General features: G+C 68.9%; 19 protein-coding genes and 3 pseudogenes. 3 read left to right on the top strand and 19 right to left on the bottom strand.

Features of this window, described 5'->3' with window-relative positions; genetic code table 11:
• Positions 1 to 646: 646 nt before the first annotated feature.
• The 12 genes and pseudogenes from ACFQVC_RS32610 to ACFQVC_RS32555 all read right to left on the bottom strand — a co-directional run bounded on the left by ACFQVC_RS32610 (position 647) and on the right by ACFQVC_RS32555 (position 14,839).
• A complete protein-coding gene (locus tag ACFQVC_RS32610) occupies positions 647 to 1,318 on the bottom strand; it encodes a recombinase family protein (protein ID WP_381837390.1) in 672 nt (223 codons plus the stop codon).
• A gap of 407 nt (positions 1,319 to 1,725) precedes the next feature.
• Entirely contained in the window at positions 1,726 to 2,373 is a 648-nt protein-coding gene (locus ACFQVC_RS32605; protein ID WP_381837388.1) for an acetoacetate decarboxylase family protein, read from the bottom strand.
• Positions 2,374 to 2,382: 9 nt separating this feature from the next.
• A complete protein-coding gene (locus ACFQVC_RS32600) occupies positions 2,383 to 3,207 on the bottom strand; it encodes an SDR family NAD(P)-dependent oxidoreductase (protein ID WP_381837386.1) in 825 nt (274 codons plus the stop codon).
• 283 nt (positions 3,208 to 3,490) lie between these two features.
• Positions 3,491 to 4,861 (bottom strand): protoporphyrinogen/coproporphyrinogen oxidase, encoded by a 1,371-nt coding sequence (locus tag ACFQVC_RS32595; RefSeq protein ID WP_381837384.1) that lies wholly within the window; start codon positions 4,859 to 4,861, stop codon positions 3,491 to 3,493.
• Positions 4,858 to 5,898: a terpene synthase family protein gene (locus ACFQVC_RS32590; RefSeq protein ID WP_381837382.1), complete on the bottom strand. Its 1,041-nt coding sequence runs from the start codon at positions 5,896 to 5,898 to the stop codon at positions 4,858 to 4,860. The genes ACFQVC_RS32595 and ACFQVC_RS32590 overlap by 4 nt, the downstream gene beginning before the upstream one ends.
• Positions 5,895 to 7,451 (bottom strand): prenyltransferase/squalene oxidase repeat-containing protein, encoded by a 1,557-nt coding sequence (locus ACFQVC_RS32585; protein ID WP_381837380.1) that lies wholly within the window; start codon positions 7,449 to 7,451, stop codon positions 5,895 to 5,897. The genes ACFQVC_RS32590 and ACFQVC_RS32585 overlap by 4 nt, the downstream gene beginning before the upstream one ends.
• A gap of 80 nt (positions 7,452 to 7,531) precedes the next feature.
• A pseudogene (locus ACFQVC_RS32580) lies at positions 7,532 to 8,490 on the bottom strand (4-hydroxy-3-methylbut-2-enyl diphosphate reductase).
• Positions 8,487 to 9,551 (bottom strand): polyprenyl synthetase family protein, encoded by a 1,065-nt coding sequence (locus ACFQVC_RS32575; protein ID WP_381837378.1) that lies wholly within the window; start codon positions 9,549 to 9,551, stop codon positions 8,487 to 8,489. Before ACFQVC_RS32575 ends, ACFQVC_RS32580 begins: the two are co-directional and overlap by 4 nt.
• On the bottom strand, positions 9,548 to 10,678 hold the full coding sequence (gene ispG, locus ACFQVC_RS32570; RefSeq protein ID WP_381837376.1) for a flavodoxin-dependent (E)-4-hydroxy-3-methylbut-2-enyl-diphosphate synthase: 1,131 nt from the start codon (positions 10,676 to 10,678) through the stop codon (positions 9,548 to 9,550). The genes ACFQVC_RS32575 and ispG overlap by 4 nt, the downstream gene beginning before the upstream one ends.
• The gene (locus ACFQVC_RS32565) at positions 10,675 to 12,561 is read right to left on the bottom strand and encodes a 1-deoxy-D-xylulose-5-phosphate synthase (protein WP_381837374.1); all 1,887 of its coding nucleotides are present in this window, start codon (positions 12,559 to 12,561) and stop codon (positions 10,675 to 10,677) included. The genes ispG and ACFQVC_RS32565 overlap by 4 nt, the downstream gene beginning before the upstream one ends.
• Positions 12,558 to 13,841, bottom strand: a complete 1,284-nt coding sequence (gene ispH / locus ACFQVC_RS32560) for a 4-hydroxy-3-methylbut-2-enyl diphosphate reductase (protein WP_381837372.1) — start codon at positions 13,839 to 13,841, stop codon at positions 12,558 to 12,560. The genes ACFQVC_RS32565 and ispH overlap by 4 nt, the downstream gene beginning before the upstream one ends.
• A 14-nt stretch (positions 13,842 to 13,855) precedes the next feature.
• The gene (locus ACFQVC_RS32555; protein ID WP_381837370.1) at positions 13,856 to 14,839 is read right to left on the bottom strand and encodes a polyprenyl synthetase family protein; all 984 of its coding nucleotides are present in this window, start codon (positions 14,837 to 14,839) and stop codon (positions 13,856 to 13,858) included.
• 259 nt (positions 14,840 to 15,098) lie between these two features.
• On the opposite strand from ACFQVC_RS32555, the gene ACFQVC_RS32550 reads away from it, so the two are divergent.
• The gene (locus ACFQVC_RS32550; RefSeq protein WP_381837369.1) at positions 15,099 to 16,469 is read left to right on the top strand and encodes a hypothetical protein; all 1,371 of its coding nucleotides are present in this window, start codon (positions 15,099 to 15,101) and stop codon (positions 16,467 to 16,469) included.
• 490 nt (positions 16,470 to 16,959) lie between these two features.
• On the opposite strand, the gene ACFQVC_RS32545 is transcribed toward ACFQVC_RS32550, so the two are convergent.
• Entirely contained in the window at positions 16,960 to 17,475 is a 516-nt protein-coding gene (locus ACFQVC_RS32545; RefSeq protein WP_381837367.1) for a tudor domain-containing protein, read from the bottom strand.
• Between the two features lie 402 nt (positions 17,476 to 17,877).
• Complete coding sequence (locus ACFQVC_RS32540) at positions 17,878 to 18,237, bottom strand: hypothetical protein (protein WP_381837366.1); 360 nt, start codon at positions 18,235 to 18,237, stop codon at positions 17,878 to 17,880.
• Between the two features lie 359 nt (positions 18,238 to 18,596).
• Here ACFQVC_RS32540 and ACFQVC_RS32535 point away from each other — a divergent pair, with 359 nt between their 5' ends.
• Positions 18,597 to 19,193, top strand: coding sequence for a hypothetical protein (locus ACFQVC_RS32535; RefSeq protein WP_381837364.1), 597 nt, complete (start codon positions 18,597 to 18,599; stop codon positions 19,191 to 19,193).
• Between the two features lie 11 nt (positions 19,194 to 19,204).
• Positions 19,205 to 19,615: a hypothetical protein gene (locus tag ACFQVC_RS32530; RefSeq protein ID WP_381837362.1), complete on the top strand. Its 411-nt coding sequence runs from the start codon at positions 19,205 to 19,207 to the stop codon at positions 19,613 to 19,615.
• A gap of 44 nt (positions 19,616 to 19,659) precedes the next feature.
• Here ACFQVC_RS32530 and ACFQVC_RS32525 read toward each other — a convergent pair whose 3' ends face one another.
• From ACFQVC_RS32525 to ACFQVC_RS42600, 5 genes and pseudogenes are all read right to left on the bottom strand, one after another.
• Positions 19,660 to 19,818 carry a hypothetical protein gene (locus ACFQVC_RS32525; protein WP_381837570.1) on the bottom strand — a complete coding sequence of 53 codons (159 nt, stop codon included), beginning with the start codon at positions 19,816 to 19,818 and terminating at the stop codon, positions 19,660 to 19,662.
• 11 nt (positions 19,819 to 19,829) lie between these two features.
• On the bottom strand, positions 19,830 to 20,078 hold the full coding sequence (locus tag ACFQVC_RS32520; RefSeq protein ID WP_381837360.1) for a transposase: 249 nt from the start codon (positions 20,076 to 20,078) through the stop codon (positions 19,830 to 19,832).
• 33 nt (positions 20,079 to 20,111) lie between these two features.
• Entirely contained in the window at positions 20,112 to 20,588 is a 477-nt protein-coding gene (locus ACFQVC_RS32515; protein WP_381837358.1) for an IS110 family transposase, read from the bottom strand.
• 639 nt (positions 20,589 to 21,227) lie between these two features.
• A pseudogene (locus ACFQVC_RS32510) lies at positions 21,228 to 21,516 on the bottom strand (transposase); the annotation flags it as partial.
• A gap of 17 nt (positions 21,517 to 21,533) precedes the next feature.
• Positions 21,534 to 22,335 (bottom strand): annotated as a pseudogene (locus tag ACFQVC_RS42600) (transposase); the annotation flags it as partial.
• Positions 22,336 to 22,509: the final 174 nt, after the last annotated feature.

Below are 22,509 nucleotides of genomic sequence, written 5' to 3'. Positions count from 1 at the left end.
ACCGCCACCCAGATCCACCCCGCGCGGCGGACCACGTCCGTCCACCCCCGAACGCGATCCGCTGGAGCCGACCGCCACCCGGAACTGCCCACACTGTCAACAACCGGTCACCATCGTCGCCTTGCTGGCCACCCCGGAAGCCGCCCGTCCCTCCATGCCCACCGGCCCCGACGTCATCCCACTGCGGAGGACCCCCTGAACAAGTCCGTCTGACCGTCACCGATCATCAGGGCCCGGCGGCCTCCGGCCGCCGGGCCCTGACCGGATTGAGGCCCAAGATCAGAACGGAACGGTCAGGCCACCATCGCGCAGGACAATGAGAGCCCTGCCAAGGCACTCTGCGGCTGAGCTACCGTCGGCCCTCAGCCCGTGAGTCAACGGCCCGCCACTGGCGGCAAACGTCCATGACGGCTGACCAGCGCGCATCCGCTCTGCATCCACCCTGATCATGGCGTCAACACCCTGTTCGCCAAGCCATTCCAAGATGAGCAGCGTCGCGTCCTCCACGCCGCTCTGCTCGTCAAGCCTCGGCCACCGGCCCCTCGAACTGGTCACGATCAGGACTCTACTCAGCGCCAGCACGCTCAAACAGAAGCAGGCGCCTCAACGACAGACGTGCTTGTCGCTCCCCACTTCCCCACACATTTCAAGGTCCAACGAAATGGAGGGAAGAGCGGCACTGGCCGATTTCAAGAATCCTCATCAACATCGCGGCGAGCACGGTGAACACGATCCCGGAGGGGTCGTGCGATCCCTTCAGCTCCCCAGCGAGGAACTCCAGCCCGACATCACTCGCCTTGAGCTCCTCGGCGAGCATGGCGAGTTCGATGCCGCGGCCGAGCCGCTTGTGCTCGTGGACCACCAGGGTCACGGCGACACCGCAGGAGGGGATCCCTCCGGCGAGCTTCACGACGGCCTCCAGCTCGGGGCGCTTCGTGGCGCGGGTGGAGATCTTCTCCGAGAAGACCCGGGTCACTCCGGCCTCGGCGAGGGAGTCGAGCTGCGAGTCGAGGGACTGCCGGGGGGTCGAGGCGCGGGCGTACCCGAGGCGCACGTGCCCGACCGGCTCGGCGCCGGCGCTGACCGGCCGGGGCAGCTCGGTCCACACCGACCCCGGTTTCCGTACGGCCGGGGTCGGCACACTGAACATCTTGGCGAGCTGGGGCACGAGGCGGAAGCGGGCAGTGTGGTACTGGATGGCCACCTTCCCCTTGCCGGTCCGGCACGGGGAGCCCGCGGGGGCGGCGCAGGTGGACATCGGGCAGTCGTGCGCTTCCACGCGCTTGAAGTCGTCGCTCGCAGCCCCGGAGCGTTTCATGAGGGTGTTTCAGGCGTCCAGCCGTTTGCAACAACTCATGAAACATGATCGCCGCAGGTGGACCTCCGGACGGCGGGGTGTTTCATGAGCGACCACCTATGAAACGTGGCATGCCGTGCCGCACGGCGAGTGCCGGGCGCCGGGGAACCGTACATGGGCACGTTCACCGCAATGGGGTCTGACGAACTGTTTGGCCTGCTCAACTGTCCGTTTCCCGCCACGCTCAACCCTCACCTGCTACAAGCGCTTCGCCGCGGAGCCGTCGGTCCAGGAACTAGAGGAGTTCTCCTGGCCGGACGCGGTGCGCTGGAATGGGCGGCGACCCCACAACCAGGTTGACTGGATGGTGCAGTGGGCACGATGCGGAACCCCGGCGCTTTCACGGGGCGATGCGCCCTGTCCTTGTGTCAAGCGCTCCGTCCTTGGAGGAGGACTGGCGCCGGGAGGCTGATGGTGAACGGTGCCCCGGAGAAACAGCAGTACGCGCTGCTCCGCCGCAGGGCAGGCAGCCGCACGGACCACTCGTCCGCGGACATCGTGGCGGTGGCAGTGCGGGTTCTGAAACGTGCGGAGAAGAAGGTCCGTGTGCCGTCCAGCGCGCCGAAACCGGCCAAGGGCATGGGCAGGGCCGGGAGGCGCAGGCCGCCGCTCGTGGTGGTCAGGGTGGCAAGCGGCCCCTGCTCATCTGTGATGCGGACCTGCGAGCCGCTCCAGTCGAACTCGGCGTGCTCCTTGGGAACGCCCCAGATACGGCGGCCACCCCACATGGCCTGGCTGTCGTCGACCCGGATCACATGCACATACACGCCTGCCCGTCGGCCGCGTCGGACGAGCGAGCCAAGAATGAACTCGTCGTAGCTGAGGGTTCCTTCGCGGTAACGGATCAGCAGGGCGACCAGCGAGCGTGACGCCAAGGGGGACACATCTCCGGGCAGCACGGGGGCGGCGGCTGCGGCGAAGAATCCGCCCCACAGCTCACCCCGCATGCGCCAGGGTGCGGGTGGGTAGCCGGTGCCCACTTCCGGCCCGGCCCTGCCTTTGTCTGCCGTGGTCATTGTGACTCCTCACGCATAGTCGCGGCGGGCGCTGCCGCCCACTGCGGTCAGCCGGCGGACCGCGCCGGGGGCCAGCGCGTACACCCGGTACATGAGCGGCAGATAGCGAGGTACGTCCACGCCTGCCTGCCGCATGGCCACGGCTCGAACCGTGGCCGCCGCCACCGCCTGTGGACTGCTGGCCGGCAGCAGGTCCGCGATCCGTGGCATCCGGGAGGAGGGCACGTGTTCGCGGAAGAAGTCCGTGCCACGGACCACTCCCGGCCTGACCAGCGTCACCGAGATGCCGCTGCCCGCCAGTTCGAGGCGCAGGATCTCGGTGTACGCCTCGATCGCGGCCTTCGTGGCGGCGTACGCGGCGGAGGGGCCGCCGACGAACAGCCGGCCGACGGAGGAGCCGATGGCGACGATCTGCCCCTGCCCCCTGGCCCGCATCAGCGGAAGTGCGGTGCTTACGATGTGGACCAGGGTGTCGTACCCGGTGCGCATGTGCAGTTCGGCCTCCTCGACGGGCATCTGCTCGACATCGGTCCAGCGCACGAACGCCGCGTTGTGCACCAGGACGTCGATCCGTCCCTCGGTCTCGTGGACTTGGCTCACCCACTTCTCGAGACCCGTGCGGTCGGTGACGTCCAGCAGGCTGAACTCCACGGGCAGCCCGGCCAATTGTGCCGTGGCGCTGTCGAGATGGGCTTGCGAAAGATCGCAGGCGTGTACCCGGGCGCCGGCCTGTGCCAGGCCCAGGACGAGCTGTAGACCGATACCGGAGGCCCCGCCCGTGACCAGGCAGACCCGGCCCCTCAAGGTGTGAACAGGGGTGCGGCCGATGCGCATGGCAGGGCTCCCTTCGAGTTGGATGCCATCCCGCGCCGCTGTGGCGGACCGGGCCGGTTCCGTAGGTGGCCGAGCGCCGGCAGCGCGAAAGCCTCGGCGAGGACGGGGACGGTGAAGATGGACGGCCGCGGTCCGATGGAGTCGGGGAGCGACCGGATCCCGTGCGCCACGGGGCCTGCCATCCCCCGGACGCTGTCGCTCAGCTGGGTGGTGGCCGCCGTGAGTCCCCCCGGGCTACAGGGCCGGGGATCAGGGCTGCCGGCCGGGGGAAGTGCATGCATCCTCATGGCTGGTCAGTCCTCGCCTTGTGCAGGAACCGGGTGAGCTGCGCTGCCACGTGTTCGCCGGAGCAGACGCTGCTGTTGGTGGTCGAGTGGGCGAGGAAGTCGCCTCCGGCGAACCGCACGCGTGTATCACCGCGCAGGGTCCGGGCGAAGCGTGCGATGGCGCGGTATTCGCCGGGCCGCCGCATGACGGTGCACGGGCTGACCCGGAAGACCTCGGCCATGGTCATGTGCCGCTCCAGCTCGGGCAGCACGCCCAGCCGCCTGGTGCCCGCCAGGGCGTGCTTGACCACCTGCTCGTCGTCGAGTGCCCAGTGGTCGGCCGACCAGGTTCCCCTGAAGTGCGCCATGACCAGGCCCGTCCCGGGTGGCACCCGGTCGGGGTGCTGGTTGTGCTCCAGGACGTATGCGGCCAGCTCCGGATGCTCGATCCGGGGGATCTGGAGCAGCAGCGAGGATTCGGCGGTGGGGCGGTCGAGTCCGAAGGCGATGTGGACACTGCGGGAGTACGCGATGTCCTGGAGGTAGGTCCGCTGCCCGTCGTCCAGTTGGGGATACAGCCCCGGCAGTCGGGGCGGCGGTACGGCGATCACGCAGGCCGCCGCGGTCTCGATGTGTTCCGGTTCGCCGGGCCTGTTCCAGGTGACGGTGACCTCGTCCTTGTGCTCCTCCACCGAGGTGGCTTCCGCCAGGTATTCGACCGGGAGTTGGCCGGCCAGGCCGCGGGGCAGGAAGCCGACGCCCTGCGGTGTGGTGAAGGTGCCGCCGCTGGCAATGAGGGTGTTGAAGAAGAAGAACGCGCTGAGCGCGGAGGCCTGTTCGGGCTCGGCGAGAGCGGGTCCGGCGACGAACGGGGCCAGGAGGTATTCGAAGGTGGCGGGGTGCAGACCGCGCCGCACGGTGTAGTCGCGTACGGACTCGAAGTCCGCGGGCGCCGCGCGCGACATGTCGTGCCAGCCGAACAGGTTCCTGGCCCGGCCGAAGTCTGCGGCGACCTTCAGCAGGTCGCGGGCGGGCAGCGCGCGCAGCAACGGGCTGCGCAGCATGTGCAGCCGGTTGCCGCTGCTGATCCGTTGGACCGCAGCGTCCCTGAAGATGCCGAAGACATCGCCGGCGGGGCGGATCTGGTGGGCGAGGCCCGCGTCCACGGCCAGCTGGATCATTACCTCGTACGAGGAGAGAAGCAGGGTCGCGCCCACATCGATGTGGAAACCCTTGCGCTCGACGGTGCTCATCCGGCCGCCGATCAGTTCGCTCTCCGAGCGCTCCAGGACGGTGACATCGAATCCTGCGCGCTGCAGCCGGAAGGCCGCCGTCAGACCGGCGATGCCGCCCCCGATGACGATGATCCGCTGGTTCTGGCCGGTCATGCCTGCTCCTTTGGAACATCCGTGAGTTCGCTGCCTGCGTGTCCGTAACGGCCGGTCGCCAGGCTCCAGTCGAGGCTGCCGCGCATCAGTGCCTCGAACCCGGAAACCTGCAGCGCCAGGGTGCTGACTTCCGGCCGGGCCGGGCCGGGGCCGGCCGCCAGGAGCCGGGTGCGCGCTGCGAGATAGTCGTCCAGTCGCGCATCCAGCCAGCCGTGAGCGAGCCCGACAGCGGCAGGCAAGTCGCACTGCTCGTGGTGGAGCAGGGCGAAAACGAGATTGTGGGCCTCACCGGCTGCACGCTCCTTGTCCAGGGACAGCAGGTCGTTGACCGTGCAGGCCACGTCCCCCGCGGCGGCGCGCACGGACCGGTACGCCTCGCCGCCCCGCACCGTGTCCGGCAGCACGGGCCCCGCGCCCAACTCCACGAGAGTGGTCAGGATGTGCCAGCCGGATGTGGCATGACGGGCGGCCAGATACTCGGCGGGAGTGGGCGTCCGGCCCGCGGTCCGCGCGAGCACCTCGCGTCGCATGGCGTCGGAGAATCCATGCAGCTCCTCAGCCAGCAGCCGCCAGCCCGCGGCGCCCACCAACGGCAGGAGGCGGTGCCGCAGCCACCACACCGACCCGAGCAGCGGGTCCGCGGGCGCCACCGCACAGTGGCCGTCGAGAACCGGTCGCAGCTGCGCGGTGAGGTGCCCGGCGTAGTCGGGGTCGTCTCCGGGCCCACCCGGGTCGAGCGCGTCGTCGTACAGGAACAGCCACACCACCGCCTCGCCCATGAGCTCAAACAGGGCAGGGGCGGGGGTGGGGAACATCCTGCCCACGAGCTGCTCGAAGCGGGCGGCGCGCCACGAAGCGGGGCCGGAGGATCCGGCGCCGCACCACCGGTGCGCCCACTCCTCCAGATGATGGGTCAGATGTTCCGTGTGCGGGTTGATACGGGAGGGGAACGGCAGGGTCAGCTGCGGCATATCGGGCACACCATCGCCGGGTGGCGGACTCGGCATCGCGACCTCGGGCACGGAGGAGGGGTTCACGATGAGGACTCCAGCCGGTGTCGCAGGTGGCCGAGGGCGAGGAGAGGGAAGATGTCGCCGAGCGCGGGGACGGTGAAGATGAAGGGCCGCGGTCCGATCGAGTCGGAGACCGAGTCCATATGGCCATTGGGCCGTTGCCGGGCAAGGAGCCATTCCACGCCGCGTATGGCGGGCGCGGGATCGCTCTGGCGGCACAGCGCGATCAACCCGTAGGAGGTGCTGATGGCGTCGCTCGGGTCCCCGGGCTGCTGGCCCCATCCGCCGTCGTCGTTCTGCACCTCGCGGATCGCGTCCAGCGCGCGAGCTCCCATACGCCGTGCGGCCTCTGGCGGTTCAGGACCCAGGGAGCCGACCGCCAGGACGGCCCGGAAGAGGGTGTGATGGCGGCTGGAGCTCCAGTCAGGGGGGAAGCTGCCGTCCTGGTTCTGCTGCTCGGCCAGGAACGTCAGGCCCTGGGCGATAGCCGTGCGGTGCCGGCCGGGGTCGGTGGACAAGGCATTGACCGCTGCCGCTGTCATGCAGGCCTCGGCCGGCGCCCCCGCCACGTAGGTGGGAAAGCCCCCTGGTGCGTCCCGGACCCCCAGCAGGGAGGCGGTGGCTTGGGCGATCGCGTCGGCGTATTTGTGTGGATCGAGCTGGTGCAGGAATTCCAGGGTGACGGAGGTGTCGTCCACGTCGGTCTGCTGGGCGACGTCGGTGACGGCCCAGCCGCCGTTGGGGCGTTGCTGGGTGGTGAGGTGGCGGGCCAGTTGGGCCAGGTCGTCGCGCCCGGCGCCGGCCGCAGCCAGGGCGACGCCTCCGGTGGCCGTGCACCACGTGTCCGTGTCACAGGTGAACGGAATGCCGCCGTCGCTGCGTTGGTGGGCGAGCGCTTTGCCGATGCCCTGTTGGATCACGTGGTCGGTTCCGGGGATTTCGGTGAGGGCGTGCAGCACGGACAGGTGCAGCAGGAGGTTGCCTTCCCATACCCATAACGTGCGTTGGGTGGAGGAGAGCAGCTCGATGTCGCCGGGCCGGACGAGAGCCATGCGCTTGGCCGCGCCGGCCATGATGACTTTGAGCGCGGTGACCTGGACGGCTGCCCAGCTGTGCAGTCCGACGGTGGAGAAGGCCTCGGTTTGGGCGAGAGCCTCGGCGGGGGGCTCGCTGCCGAACAGCGTCAGCAGCGCATCGATCATGCGGCGCTTGCGGTGCGCGGTGAAGTCGGGCACCTGTGCCAGGAAGTGGTCGGCCAACTCGGGCGCTACCGCGGCCTGGCCGTCCAGCGCCGCACTCACCAAGAGACGGTCCAGGGGGTCCGTGGCCTCCCGATGAGCCCCGAGGAACGTGACCAGTCCGGCGCGGGCGGCGGGAGTGTGCCCGGTGCGCTCGAGGAGCCGTAGCAGCAGAGCGGACTCAAGGACACGGCTGTCACACGGATCTCTGAGCGCCCCATGCGGATCGACCCGGTCCTGTACACACTCCCGCAGCCGCTCGGTCGCGGTTTCGAGCCTTCCCGGGAAATACGCCGGCGACCAGGGCTTGCAGTCGGGGGGCAGTTCACGCACACGCATCAGAGCGAATTCCTTCCCGTGCCAGTACTGGATTGGAGGCCCGTCCTGTTCTTGTCTCGGACGGCAGCGGCCTCACAGATCTACTCGGGGGCGTTGTCCACGGCTGCGCCGAGTTCCCTGGGCAGGGCGAACCGCTGGTGTTCTTCGGTGTACGTGAGGGTCTGTACGTCGCTGTAGCCGCGCCCGGCGAGCCACGTGAGGGCCTCGTGGATGAGGGTCTCGGGTACAGAGGCCCGGAGGTGACACCGACTGTGTACACGTCCTCGAGCCAGGCTTCGTCGATCTCGTCGGCAGAGTCCACCAGGTGCGATGCCTTGGCGCCTGCGCCGAGGGCGACTTCGACCAGGCGCTGGGAGTTCGAGGAGTTGCGGGAGCCGACCACGATGACCAGGTCTGCGCCGGCTGCGATCTGTTTGACGGCTTGTTGCCGGTTTTGGGTGGCGTAGCAGATGTCGTCGCTGGGCGGGGCCTGGAGGATGGGGAAGCGCTCTTTGAGGGCCGTGACCGTCTGGGTGGTCTCGTCGACGGAGAGGGTGGTCTGGGAGAGCCACACCATCTTGTTCGGGTCGCGAACCTGGATGTTGGTCACGTCGCGGGTGCCGTCGACGAGCTGTATGTGGTCGGGTGCCTCGCCGCTGGTGCCGATGACTTCTTCGTGTCCTTCGTGGCCGATGAGGAGGATGTCGTAGTCCTGCTCCGCGTAGCGGGCGGCCTCTTTGTGGACTTTGGTGACCAGGGGGCAGGTCGCGTCGATCGCGGTCAGCCCTCGCTCGGCCGCCTCGACGCGGACGGCGGGGGCGACCCCGTGGGCGGAGAAGATGACGATGCTGCCCTCGGGTACTTCGTGCGTCTCCTCGACGAACACGGCGCCCTTGTCTTTGAGGGTGTTGATGACGCGGGTGTTGTGGACGATTTCGTGGCGTACGTAGACCGGGGGCCCGTACAGTTGAAGGGCCTTCTCGACGGTGGCGCTGGCGCGGTCTACCCCGGCGCAGCATCCGCGGGGGGCGGCGAGCAGCACACACTTGCGGGGGTTCATGAGGTGCGCTCCACGGCTCGGGCGGCGATGTGCCGCAGTGCGGCAGTGGCCGGTGGCGGGCAAGGGACGGCGTCGAGGGCGGTGAGCGCTTGCGCATAGCGGGTGGCGATCATGTCTTCGACCGTGGCGCGGGCGCCGGTTGCGTCCAGGACGGCGCGGACGCGGGCGGCGCCGTCGTGGTCCAGCTCCGGGGTACCGAGCAGGGTGTCGAGGAGCTTGCGCTGGGCAGGGTCGGCGCGTTGGGCGGCCAGCGCGAGCACGACGGTGTGCTTGCCCTCACGCAGATCGTCCAGGACGGGCTTGCCAGTGGCCTCGGGATGGCCGTAGACGCCGAGGAGGTCGTCGCGGAGCTGGAAGGCCTCACCGAGGGGCAGTGCGTAGCGCGACAGCTCGGTGTACAGGTCCGCCTCGGAGTCGGCCAGGGTTGCCCCGCAGTGCAGCGGACGCTCGCAGGTGTATTTCGCGGTCTTGTACCGGATTACTTGCAGGGCCGCTTCGTGGTCGGTGAGGGGTCCCAGCGGCGTCATGAGGTCCAGGTACTGCCCGTAGATGACCTCTTGGCGCATGACGTCGATGACCCGGCGCAGGCCGGCGAGACGGTGGGGCGGGTGACCGGCGCTGTGCAGGAGTTCGTCCGACCAGGCCAGTGCCATGTCGCCGATCAGGATGGCCGCACTGGCGCCGAGGTGGTCGTGGCCGTACCGGTTCGCGACCAAGCGGTGCACGGTGGGCTGTCCGCGGCGGGTGGCGCTGTTGTCCATGAGGTCGTCGTGGATGAGGCAGAAGGCGTGGAACATCTCCAGCGCCGCCGCGGTGCGCACCACGGCCGTGCCGTCGCCGTGTCCGCCGGCGGCGTGCCAGCCGAGCACACACAGCAGTGGACGCAGTCGCTTCCCGCCCGCTGTCAGAAAGTCGTTCAGCGTCGCCGCTACGTCCAGGGGCAGGGACCGGTCCTCGGCGCCGCGCCGCTTGGTGTCGAGGAAGTCGTGGAGCACCAGGTCGACTTGGGCCTGCACGGCGGCGAGGTCAGTGCTCTCGGCCTTCAGGGACGGGCTGGTCATGAGGTCCGTCCTGCCGGCGAGGTGGGCGCTTCGGTGAGGCGGAGGGCTTCGTCGAGGAGGGCTTCGACGACCTGGGATTCGGGGACGGTGCGCACGACCTGGCCACGGGCGAAGATCTGGCCTTTGCCGTTGCCGCAGGAGACGCCGAGGTCGGCTTCGCGGGATTCGCCGGGGCCGTTGACGACGCAGCCCATGACGGCGATCCGCAGGGGGTGGGGGAAACCGTCGAAAGCTGCCTCAACCTGCCCTGCGAGTTTGTGGATGTCAACTTGGAGGCGGCCGCAGCCGGGGCAGGAGACGATCTCCAGTTTGCGGGGGCGCAGGCCGAGGGACTGGAGGATGTGGTTGCCGGCCTTGACCTGTTGGACGGGGTGGTCGGAGATCGAGACCCGGATGGTGTCGCCGATGCCGTCGGCGAGCAGGATCGCGAAGGCGGTCGCGGACTTGATCGAGCCCTGCACGGCGGTGCCGGCTTCGGTGACGCCGAGGTGGAGGGGGTAGTCGCAGGCGTCGGCGAGCAGCCGGTTCGCAGCGATCATGGTGAGTGGGTCGTGGTGCTTGACGGCGATCTTCAGGTCCCTGAAGCCGTGTTCCTCGAACAGCGAGCACTCCCACAGCGCCGACTCGACGAGAGCTTCGGGGGTGGGGCTGCCGTGTTTGGCCAGCAGGCGCTGATCGAGTGATCCGGCGTTCACGCCGATGCGGATGGGCACGTGAGCGGCTGCGGCGGCCTTGGCGATCTCGCCAACCCGGTCGTCGAACCTCTTGATGTTGCCGGGGTTGACGCGCACGCCCGCGCATCCGGCATCGATGGCGGCGAAGACGTAGCGGGGCTGGAAGTGGATGTCGGCGATCACCGGGATCGGCGACTTGGCCACAATTTTCGGCAGCGCCTCGGCGTCGTCGGCAGACGGCACGGCGACGCGGATGATGTCGCAGCCGGCGGCGGTGACTTGGGCGATCTGCTGCAGAGTGGCGTCCACATCGGCGGTGTTGGTGGTGGTCATGGTCTGCACGCTGACCGGGGCGCCGCCGCCCACTGGGACATCGCCGACGTGGAGTTGGCGAGTGGGGCGGCGCACCGGGGTCTTGGGGATGGTGGGCAGGCCGAGGTCGATGGCGGTCATCGGATGCTGCCTTCGGTGGGGGTGGTGTGGGGTTGGTGGGCGCGGGCCCGCAGAGCAGCGTGGACGATGCCTTCGCGGGTGAGGCCGGCTGCCTTCAGCAGGTCGCTGCGGGTGCCGTGGGGCTGGAAAGTGCCGGGCAGGCCCAGGACGCGTACGGGGACGGTGGAGCCGGTGTCGGCCAGGGCCCGGGTGACGGCGGTGCCGGCGCCGCCGGCGCGGGTGTTGTCCTCGATGGTGACCACCAGGCGGTGGTGGTCGGCTAGTTCGGTCAGCTCGGCGGGCACGGGGAGCACCCAGCGCGGGTCGGCGACCGTGACGCCGATGCCCAGCTTGCCCAGGTGTTGGGCTGCCTCGAGGGCGGCTGTGGCCAGGGGGCCGATCGGTACGAGGAGAACGTCGCGGCTGGTGGTTTCGTGCAGGATGTCGAGGGGGCCCTCGTGGCGTAGGGCGTCGATGTCGCCGGTGACGGTGGCTTTGGGGAAGCGCAGCGCGGTGGGTCCGCCGTGGTGGGTGACGGCTTCGGCGAGCAGGTCGCGCAGCCGGGCGGCGTCGCGGGGTACGGCCACGCGCATGCCGGGGACGGCGCCGAGGATGGTCAGGTCCCACATGCCGTGATGGGACGGTCCGTCGGGGCCGGTGATGCCGGCCCGGTCGAGGACGAAGGTGACGGGCAGGCGGTGCAGGGCGACGTCCATGAGGACCTGGTCGAAGGCGCGGCCGAGGAAGGTGGCGTAGACGGCGACGACGGGATGCAGTCCGCCCATCGCGAGTCCGGCGGCGGAGGTGACGGCGTGCTGTTCGGCGATGCCGACGTCGTAGCAGCGGTCGGGGAAGCGTGCGGCGAAGCGGGCCAGGCCGGTCGGTCCGGGCATGGCCGCTGTGATGGCGACCAAATCCTCGTTGCGGGAGCCGAGTTCGCACAATTCCTCAGCGAAGACGCTGGTCCAGCTCGGCGCGCTGCTGGTCTTGGCCGCCTTGCCGGTGGCCGGGTCGATGACGCCGACCGCGTGCATGCACTCCGCCGTGTCCTGCTCGGCCGGAGCGTAGCCCTTGCCCTTGGTGGTGACGGCGTGGACGACCACGGGCAGGCGCAGGTCGCGGGCCATGCGCAGGGCCTCTTCGAGTGCGGGCAGGTCGTGGCCGTCGACGGGTCCGAGGTAGGCGAAGCCGAGGAGTTCGAACAGGCTGCGGGCCACCGGTAGCGGCCCGATCACCCCGCCCGGGGCGTCATCGGTAAGCCAGTCCATGCTGTCGGCCGACTCGCCGCGGAGTTGTTGGAGGTGGTCGGCGAGGCCACCGATGGTGGGGGCGTAGGAGCGTTCGTTGTCATTCAACACCACGATGACCGGGCGGTCCTGGGCGCCACCGAGGTTGTTGAGGGCCTCGAACGCCATGCCGCCGGTCATCGCGCCGTCTCCGATGACCGCGACCACCGCCCGCTCCTGCTCTGAAGTCAGCTGGCGTGCCTTGGCCAGGCCGTCGGCATAGGCCAGGGCGGTGGAGGCATGGCTGTTCTCGACCAGGTCGTGTTCGGACTCGGACTGGGAGGGGTAACCGGACAGGCCGCCGCCTTGGCGGAGCTGGTCGAAGTCCGCGGCTCGGCCGGTGAGGAGTTTGTGGACGTAGGCCTGGTGGCCGGTGTCGAAGACGAGCGTGTCGTGGGGTGAGTCGAAGACCCGGTGCAGGGCGAGGGTGAGTTCGACCATGCCGAGGTTGGGTCCCAGGTGACCGCCCACCGCAGTGACCTTCTCCAACAGGAACTCGCGGATTTCGGTAGCCAGTTCCGTCAGTTGGTCCTCGTCGAAGGAGCGCAGGGCCTTGGGGCTGTCCGCCTCGCACAGCAGCGGGAAGGCGGTGATCTGGTCGCGGGTGGGCGCGGTCATGTGTGGTTCCTCAGCGTCGCGGGCGGGGCGAAGTAGACGTCTTCGGTGGTGTGGGTGTGCTCCTCCACGGTCAGCGGGCCAAGCCCCTTCAGGCCGGCGATCGTGTCCTCGACTAGGGCGGGTGGGGCGGAGGCTCCGGCGCTCAGGCCGATCGCCTGCGCGTGCTCCAGCCAGAACGACCGGATATGGCTGGCGTCTTCGATCAGATGGGCTTCGCAGCCGGCGCGCCGGGCGAGTTCGACCATGCGCAGCGAGTTGGAAGAGTTGTCCGAGCCGAGTACCAGCACCAGATCGACTTGTGCGGCTACGGTCTGCAGCGCGTGCTGGCGGTTGGTGGTGGCGTAGCAGATGTCCTCGGCTCCCGGGCCCCGGGCGTAGGGGAAGCGGGCTTTGAGGGCGGCGACGGTCTCGGCGGTCTCGTCCACGGCCAGGGTGGTCTGGGTCAGGTAGGTGACCTTGGTCGGGTCCGGTACCTCGAGGGTGGCGACGTCGTCGGCCGTTTCGATGAGAACGGTTGCTTCGGGTGCCTCACCGAGGGTGCCCTCGGTCTCTTCGTGCCCGGCATGCCCGATCAGCACCACGGTGTTCCCACGCTGGGCGTAACGGCGGGCCTCGGAGTGGACCTTGGTCACCAGCGGGCAGGTCGCATCCACCACCGAGAGATGTTTGCGCTCGGCCTCCGCGCGCACCTGCGGGGAGACGCCGTGGGCGGAGAACACCACCCGCGCCCCGTCGGGTACTTCGTTCAGCTCCTCGACGAAGACGGCGCCACGCGTGGCCAGTTCGTCGACGACGTACTGGTTGTGGACGATCTGCTTGCGCACATACAACGGCCCCTCATCGGGTCCGCGCTGGTCCAGGAGGCGTTCGACCACGTCGATGGCGCGCTCCACACCAGCGCAGAAGGAGCGCGGCTGTGCGAGCAGCACGGTGCGCGGCCGCATGGTCCTTGCCCAGGTGTCCAGGGTGGCGCGGGCGGACAGCCAGGGGCCGGTGGTTCGGGTGCCGACGGCGAGACCCACACCCCGATCGCCGTCCGCACCCAGGACGGCCACCGCCGCCTGGAACCCGTTCAGGCGGACCTGGTCCACCAGGTGCAGCGGGCCGGTGCTCACCGTGCGTCCGGCGCGTTCGTACATCCCGGCGATCACCGGTGCGGCCGGACACGGCAGGATCTGCCCGTCGGGGTAGTGGAGTTCGCTGGCCACCCACAGCTGCTCGAGGGGCAGACCGGGCTGCGGAGGCATCGCGGCCCAGACATGTCGGGAGGGGTACTCCATGGGTTCTGCCTTCCTCAGTGGTGGCGGTGGGTCATCAGGTGGGCCAGGGCGGTGAGCTGTTCCACGGCCGCCGGGGTGGGGTCTGCCGCGGTCAGTGCGGCGAAGGCGTGTTCCAGCTCCCGGTGGGCTGCCCGCTGCGCGGTTCGTCGTCCGCCCGCCGCCTCGATCAGGTGGAGGGCTTCCTTCACATGTGTCTCTTCTAGCCGGCCTGGCTGGTGCAGGAGTTCACCGAGTCGTGCGGCTGCGTCGCCGCCGGACTGCAGCGCGGCGAGGAGGGGGTAGGTCTTCTTGCGGGCGGTGATGTCGTTGCCGACCGGCTTGCCCGTGACCTGCTGATCGCCGTACAGGCCGAGCAGGTCGTCGGTGATCTGGAAAGCCACCCCCAGATGCCGACCGAAGACCCCCAGGTGCTCCGCGCGCACCTCACCAGCCCCGCCGGACAGTGCACCCAGCTCGCAGGCGGCGCCCATCAACGCCCCAGTCTTGCCGCGCGCCATGCTCCGGTACTCCCCCACGCTCACGTCCCTGCGCTGCTCGAAGAAGGTGTCCATCGCCTCCCCCTCGATCAGCTCCAGCACCGCGTCCGCAAGCACTCCCACTGACCGGCCCGCGCCGGGTGCGGGACTCTCGGCAAGGACCTGCAGGGCCAGGGTGTGCAGCGCATCCCCGGCCAACACGGCCGACGGCATACCGAACGCCGCCCACAGCGTCGAACGGTGCCGGCGCAGTGCATCACCATCGATCACATCGTCGTGAACGAGGGAGAAGTTGTGCGCCAGCTCGACTGCCACTGCCGCGCCCACCGCATCGGTGGCCCGGCCGCCCACCGCCTCGGCGCTGACGTACGCCAGCGCCGGGCGCACTGCCTTGCCGCCCACGGCTCCCTGGTCGGCTGTCGGTCGGCCGTGCTCATCCAGCCAGCCCAGGTGATACCCGGCCAGACGCCCCATCTCCCGGGGCAGCCGACCGCCCCAGCCGCGCAGCGCGGGAGTGGTCAACTCCCGCGCCTGCACCAGGAGTCTGGAAGCACCCTCACGGTCAGCGGGCAGCACGGGCGCCGGTAAAGGCATGGCATTGTCCTCACGGAAGAGCACACGAGCACGGGCCTCGGCAAGGGGCCGGTTGGCCCGCACCGCAGGGCGGGTAGGTCCCTTCCATGAAGCATCGAACGGGCGACCGAGGGAAGCGAGCCGTCCTGATCGATGCGTGAACGCGTTGAAAACCGAACACGCGGACAACGACCATGAGGGGGCTCCCTTGAGCCGTCAGCATCGCCCGAACCGGCAGCTCGCGGCACTGCTCGCCGAGGCCGACTGGAGTGCGGGGGATCTGGCCCGCGCGGTCAACACTCTGGGCAACGCCCAGGGCCTGGCTCTACGCTACGACCGCACCGCGGTAGCCCACTGGCTCACCGGCACCCGCCCCCGCCCACCGGTCCCCGACCTGATGGCGGCCGCCTTCACCGAACGATTATCCCGCCTGATCACGCCCGCGGACCTCACCCCCGACGCCCGGTCCCTGCGCACACCGACTCCGCTGGCTCCCACCGCACTTGGAGAGGCAGCAACCGTGCGCCACCTCAGCGTTCTGTGCCGACAAGACACCGACCCCGCCCGCCGCGCCTTCCTGGCCCAGACCGGCTACACCCTCATCGCCCTGCCCCTTGTCGCCTGGAACCCACCCGCCCCAGGCCGTACCTCCAAGCAGCCGGCCCTGGGGCAGGTGCACGCCTCTGATGTTCAGGCGCTGCAGGAGATGGCCGGCTTCTTCGCGTCTTTGCGCCAGCGCTACGGCGGCGGGCACGCCCGCACCACCCTGGCCGAATACATCGCCGACGACGCCGCTCCCCTGCTCACCGCTCCCGCCCCGCACCGGCTACGGGGCGAGGTGCTCACCGGGGCCGCGCAACTCGTGTACCTGCTGGCCGAGATGAGCGCCGACGACGGCCTGCCCGGCCCGGCCCAGCGCTACTTCCACCTCGCCCTGTCCCTGGCCCGCCACGCCGGCAATCGCCGCCAGTACGCCATCACCCTGCGCGCCACCGCCGCCCAAGCGGGCCAGCTCGGCCACCACACCTACAGTCACCAACTCGCCGACACCGCCCTCGACGCCGCCGGCCCCCACGCAGACGGCGCCGTCCGCTCCTTCCTCCTCACTGAGCGCGCCCTCACCCACGCCCAGCAAGGCCAACGTGGTCACGCCATCCAGGACCTGACCGCCGCCGAACACCACCACGACCGCTCCACCAGCCCGACCGGCCCCTTCGCCACCTACCCCGAGGCCGGTCTGCACTACCAGCGCGCCCAAGTCCTCGCCGCGCTCGGCGAACACACCGAAACCCTCACCGCCCTGCGAGGCTCCCTGCGTGCCCGGCCCTCACAAGAGCACCGGCCCGTGGCTGTCACCCACGCCCAGCTCGCCGAGCACCTCCTGCACATCGGACACATAGAGGCCGCCTGCCCCCACGCCCACCGCTTCCTCGACCACTACCCCCACCTCCACTCCGCCCTCGCCGACCAAGCCCTCAGCCGCCTCACCGCCCGGCTCAAACCTCACCGGAAGTACCGGTACGCCTCAGCCGTGCTGAACCGCGCCCGCACCCTCGCCTCTCCCCGGTCGGCAACCTGACCCGGCAGCACCAACTGGACTTCAGGCAAATGATCCACAGTGAAACGATTCTTCGGGTGCATCGAGAGCGCTACCCGATACGACGTCTCGCCAGCGGCATATACCACAAGCATGGATGATCCTTTCACCCACCCCCACGCCCTGCCGCGCCCACCCCTGGCTCCCGAGACCACCGCCACCGAATCGCCCGCGCCGTCAGCCACGCCTCCACCGCCTTCGAGCGGTACGCAGAACCAGACCCGGTACACAGAGGTCGAGGCCCCCACCGCCCACGGCCAAACCCACGCTCAGGCCCCCGGCAAGCCGAGCAGCCCCTCAGCCTCGCCGAAGCCAACTCTCCAGTGACGTTCAACGCGTTCACGCATCCCTGCCCACCTGCCCCTCCCCAGGTACCGCGCCGTGCGCTGCACTGAAGAACGGGCCCCTCGCCACAGCCCTGGCAGCACGACACGGCCAGCCACGCCACATCCAAATCCGTGACGCACCACCGTCAGCGCACAACACCTGGCCGTTTTCGGGCGGTCTTCTCACCTGCGGAAAGACGGGTGCGAAAGGTGTGCTGCCGCTTCGCGGCGGCCTGCCGGGGGGCTTCCCGGAGCTCCTCCGGCCTCATCACGATCCCCTTGCCGTCCACGGACAACACCAACACCGTGGAAGCCGGGCAGGGTTCGACGACCCGCGCATCGTAGAAGGCGTCGATATCGTGGGCGGCCTCGACGAGCAGACCGGCGAGGCGGCGTTTGCCGAGCACCGGACCGCACCGACGAAAGATCGCTTCTCGTGCGGCGTCGCAGGAGACACGGATCGCCTCGCGGACCGCGAGGCGGGCCAGCCCGTGCGAATGCCGGCCACGAGGCAGCGACAGGACCGCGTCGGCCGGGTGCACGTTGCCCGCTTCCAGTCGCCGCCAGGCGCAGCGGGACACGGTCACCGTGCCGAACACCGTGGCCAGCAGCCGCTGATGGCCCGTCTCCAGCCGCGGCCGCAGCAGGCCGTCGGGGCCCACGACCCGAAGCCGCCGCATCGTGACGGCTTCGGTTTCGCGTCGCGCGCGCAGGTCCAGATGATCCTGGAACAGCTGTCGCAGCAGGTCACGACCCGGATCTCGAGGAGTTCCTCCAACTCGTGATGGGGCAGCCCGCCCGTTTCGGGGGAGGCCAGATCGGTCACGAGCGCGTCGAACAATTTCGTCGCCGCTTCAAAGGAGTCAGCACTCAGCGGCATGTCGTACGGTTCCACTGCTCTTCTTCCTACGGACGTTTGGGTGGTACCTACGAACGTAGGAAGAAGGGCTCTCACCCGCCAGAGTCCGAACCGTGCGACCCGAGCCCTGCGGCCCGATCTACCAGCGCGAACAGGCCCGAACTGTCCTCGGTGAGCCAGCCCCTGCTCGCCAGGCGCTTCAGTTTCACCCGGATCGACTCCACCTTCGAGGCCCCTCGCCCCAGCCGATCGCCACGGAGACCGCCTTCGACCGCATCGGACGTCCCGCAGCCTGCAGCCCTTCCATGATGTCCCGATATGAGGACGGCAGGACCGAGGTCTCCATCCCCGGCTCCCACTGCGGCACCGTCGTCACCCCGATCGGTGACACCGCCTCCGCCTCCCGAGGCCCCGCCGCCGCCCGCGCCACCTGCTCGCCAGCAGCCGCGTCGTCGAGGATCTCCCGCACCACCACCCGGGCGACCTCGACCTGCGACAACATCTCCTCGAACGACTCCAATTGCTCACTCAACTCCGCAACCTGCACCCCGGAGTTCTGACACACGCTCCCGGATCGCAGCCTCGCGCCGCTCCAGCTCCTCGAGCAGGGACACCATCACCACACCCCCTCGTCGCCTACTCGAAAAGGTAGAAGCGATCAGCACCCACCACCAGCCTGCTCACATGAAAGCCCAGCTCAGCCAGTCACTCGAAACGAGCCGGACCCATTCGAATTCAATCCCACCGAAGAAGGAGGGGCAGATCGCGCTTTAGAACTCCAGTACGGAATCGGCGACAGGTCATCCATTGCACACCCGCCCATTGACCGGATAGCGAGGTTTAGAGCTGGATGGCCAAATGGTGGTCTTGCCAAGAGGGAGCTCTGACGACTGAGGTGTGAGGCGACCCCGAGAGGAGCATCGGATGGCACCGACGAAATGTGGCGGGGATATTCACGCCTACTACGGTCACACCTACACCGGCACCTCATCCTTCGCGTTCACCAAGGCCCCTGACTGGCTGGAGAACTTCGACCAGCTGAAGGAAGGGAAGCTGACGGCGCTCTTCAACATCATCCACTTCCTCGCGAACAGCTACGACATCACGTGCCGGTTCTACGAGGATCACGACCCCTGGGTGGACGTCACGCTCAAGTGGCACCTTCCCTCCTGGTTCCCGGCCAATCTGCAGGACAGGGCGTCCAAGGCGGTCGAGCGCCGTCCGGCGCACACCTGCCGTACCGGATTCGGCATCGATACCCGCCCGACGCTGGTGCAGGTTTCCTTCCACGCAGAGACGGGGCCGCCGACGAAGACCAGGGTGGTGGAGAGGACTCCGGGCGGGAAGGTGCTTGAGGACTCGTTCGGACAGACGCTCTACGGCACGTGGGTGACCCAGCCCCGGCAGACCTTCAAGCTGGAGGCCACCGACTGCGCACAGGACACCGTGCTTCCCCAGCGGCTGCGGCAGGTCGTCTCCGGCCCGACCAAGCGCATCATCGAACTCAACCGGACCAGCTGAAAGAGGCCAGCATGACGCAGACAACCGCAGTCCCCGAAGGCCTGGTCCTGATCAGCCCGTTGCCCGGCGGCGAGATGAAGGTGATCCCCCTGGGAACAGATCTCGAAGTCCTGGCGCCCCTGGCTTCGATCCCCGGGGTGGACCAAGCGGTGTGGGAACTGCTTGAGCACCCGGTACTCGCCGGCAACTCGTTCCTCCTGGCCCGACTGTCTTCCGGGGAGAGCATCGAATTTGCCCCCGGTGAGGAGGCCTCGAGCCAAGGAGATCCCCTGTCCTCGGCATTCGGTACTGGTCTTGACACTGCATTCCGCACCGCCCTTGACTCGGCACTGCGACCAATAGCCGACGCCGCAGCCGGTTCAGCCACAGTGCTCCAGACCACCGGCAACACCCCCGTGCAAATCAGCACTGAATCCACCTGATGCAGGAAGGATCGCAGTACAAGAAGTCTGCAACGGAGACTGACTCACAGCGCCGTATCCGCATGTACTGCGGTGAGGAACACCCCTTTCCCCTCCGGTCGTTTACGCAGGTAGTACGCCTGCCCGGCGGTCTTGTGGCGGATTTGGGTGATGGCCATGACATGCAGTGCAGAGTTCAGCTGGCGATCCCCGGCCCGCGACAGGCGGTGCCGTTTCAGTCCCCGGAGGAGACTTCGAACGGGGCAACGCCGCAGTAGGAGGCGAAGTCGGACGCAGAGCGGAAGCTATCCACGCCGACGGTGCGGGTGAGGATCTTGGCGGCCAACAGGTCACCGATGCCGTGCAGTTCGGGCAACGTGGTGCCCGACTCGCTCACCGCGGTCGTGATCTGTTCGGCGGCGGACACGATCCGGCGGTCCAGGCGGCGTATCTCGCCGACGAGCTCCCTGGCGAGGCCGCGCAAGGTGCGGGTCAGCGCAGTCGTGGACCGGACGCCTCACAGAGCTGCGGCGGCGGTATCGGCAGTGAGCTTGCGCGGCAAGCCGGCGGGCACGAGCTTGGTCATCAGGGCGTGCAGCCGGTTGACGGTTTGCGTGCGGGTGCGGACCAGGTCGTCGCGGTGCTCGGTCAAGGTGCGCAACGCAGCGACGGCTTCCTCGACCCGTGCTGTGTGCAGCCGGTCGGCGGTGTGGGCGGCGACACCCACGGACAGGGCATCGGCTTCGTCGCTCTTGCGACCGTGGCCGGTCGACAGCAACCGCACCCGCCGGGCGAGCTTCGCCGACACGTCAATAACCTCAATGCCGTCGTCGGCCAGACGGGACGTGAGCGGGCCGCGGCTGACCGGGACGCGTACCGCGTCCAGAGGCTGCAGACGTGAGTCGACAGCGACGGCCGTCCAGGACACCTTGTGCGGGTCGACGGCGATGATGACCTGGCCGGACGCGGTCTTGGTTGAGCGGCGGGACGGCACGGCAACTCCTCCACGATCGGCTTGGTGGTGACCGACGGGAGGGCAGACCAACGTGAGGCAGTGCAGACCTCTCTCGAGCCACGCCCGTCGGCGGCCGTGGCCGGGACGCACGCCGTTTGAGAGCCAGCCCGCAGACGGCAGGTGTAACTTGAGCGACCCCAACCACAACCTCGAAGATCATGGCTGCAGACCACGAACTCCGCCGCCGATCAAACACGTTGGTGATACCTCTCTGTTCGCTGCGGCTTGACACAGAAAGGTGCCGTTCCATGTACAGGGCCTCGACGCCTTGGGGATGCGCTGGTGACGGGCCAGGAAGTGACGAGCTTGGTGAACAGGCTCTGGGGCGAGCACGGAGACGCTGTGAGACGGGGAGTCTTCCGTGTCGCGCCGTTACGTGGTGAGACGACGTTCTCGGTGATCTGTCGTCTCGCGGGTCGGTACGGGGTGCCGGAGACCGCTCTGCGCTCGCAGTGGCGGTGGCACGGCTCTCGGCCTGGGCATCGGGGTGGGGGTGCGAGGGCGGATGCCGAGGTGATGCTGAACGCATCGGGGCGGCAGGTACTGGCGGGCTTATGCGGTGTCGATGGCGCGGTGATGGCACGGACGTTGCCTTCCTGGACGCACGAGGACGCCGCGTTACTGATCTCTCCGGGTTGTTGTCGGGTGGTTGGTGACGGTGAGTCCGGTGCCAGCGAGGCAGCCGTCGATGAGGCCGGGGCGGTTTTGGATATGCCGCAGACCTCGGCGGAGGGTGCGTTCGAGGTGGGTCGGTGAAGGCGACGTTGGCCAGTGGTCCCCGCCGCAAGAGGGACCACACGCCCTCCACCGGATTCAGGTCGGGTGCGTAAGAGGGCAGGTGGACGATGGTGAGCCAGTCGTGGCGCTTGGCGTACTCCCGCATCCCGGCGGCCCGGTGGGTGCTGAGGATGCCCCTATGTTGCGTCAAGCTGCCGAAGGCGACGTGGCAAGGGTCGAGGCTGGCAGGATCTGACGGTAGATCTCTCGAGCGACGTAGCGTGAGGCAACGGATGATCTCGCGTTTCGACAGGCCCTGCTTCGTGCGTCGTTCGAGGTAGAGATGTGTGCGGGCCTCCCGGCGGAGGCGGGTGACGACGATGCGGTAGAGCGCGGCGTTGGCCTGCCGATTGCCCCCGCGGTTCAGCCTTCGGCGCTGCGTCTTGCCGGAGGACTGCTCGACGGGGCTGACGCCATACAAGGCGGCGAACGATGCCTCGTTGGCGAGCCGTTCAGGGTTGTCGCCGGCGGCGATGAGTAAGGCGGCGGCGCTGTCGGGCCCGACACCGACGATGTCCAGAAACCGCGGATGGCTGCGGCGTACGGCGTTGGTGAGTCGGTGGGCGAGTTCCTTCGCCTCAGCGGTCAGCTGCTGGATGCGCCGGGCCAGCAGCCGGAGAGTGAAGACGGTCGCATCCTCGGCGTCGGGCAGCTCGGCACATTCGGTGATCAGGGCCGTGTTGCTGAGCTTCCACAGCGCCTCACGCAGCGCCGGATCGAATCCGAGCAGCACAGCCTTGAGCTGGTTCTTTGCCTGCGTGCGGGCCTTGACGGCCGGCTCCTTCGCCAAGCGCAGCACCCGCATGTCAGCGGCCGGGCCCTCGCCGGCCTTGGGCGTGACGTCAGCCCGTCCCGACAACACCGCGCGGGCGGCGGCCTCCGCATCGACCGCGTCCGTCTTCCCACGCTTGCGGCGCGTGGCGCGGTCAGGCTGGTTGACCTCGATGACGGGACTGGGGGTGCGACCTGGGGTGGTGTCTGTGGCGCCCTTCGCCTCCGAGACCGCACTGCTCTCGTCCCGCCGTGCCGGGAACCCGGTCCGGTGCGGTCCGTAACGCGGTGCGCTGGGCGAGGTGGTGCGCCCGCCCGTCCGGTTCGATCTTGGCTGCGGTTCGACGGGACC

It is taken from the genome of Streptomyces monticola (assembly GCF_042665355.1).
Taxonomy (GTDB): Bacteria; Actinomycetota; Actinomycetes; order Streptomycetales; family Streptomycetaceae; genus Streptomyces; species Streptomyces monticola.
This window is presented reverse-complemented; position numbering and strand designations above follow the sequence as displayed.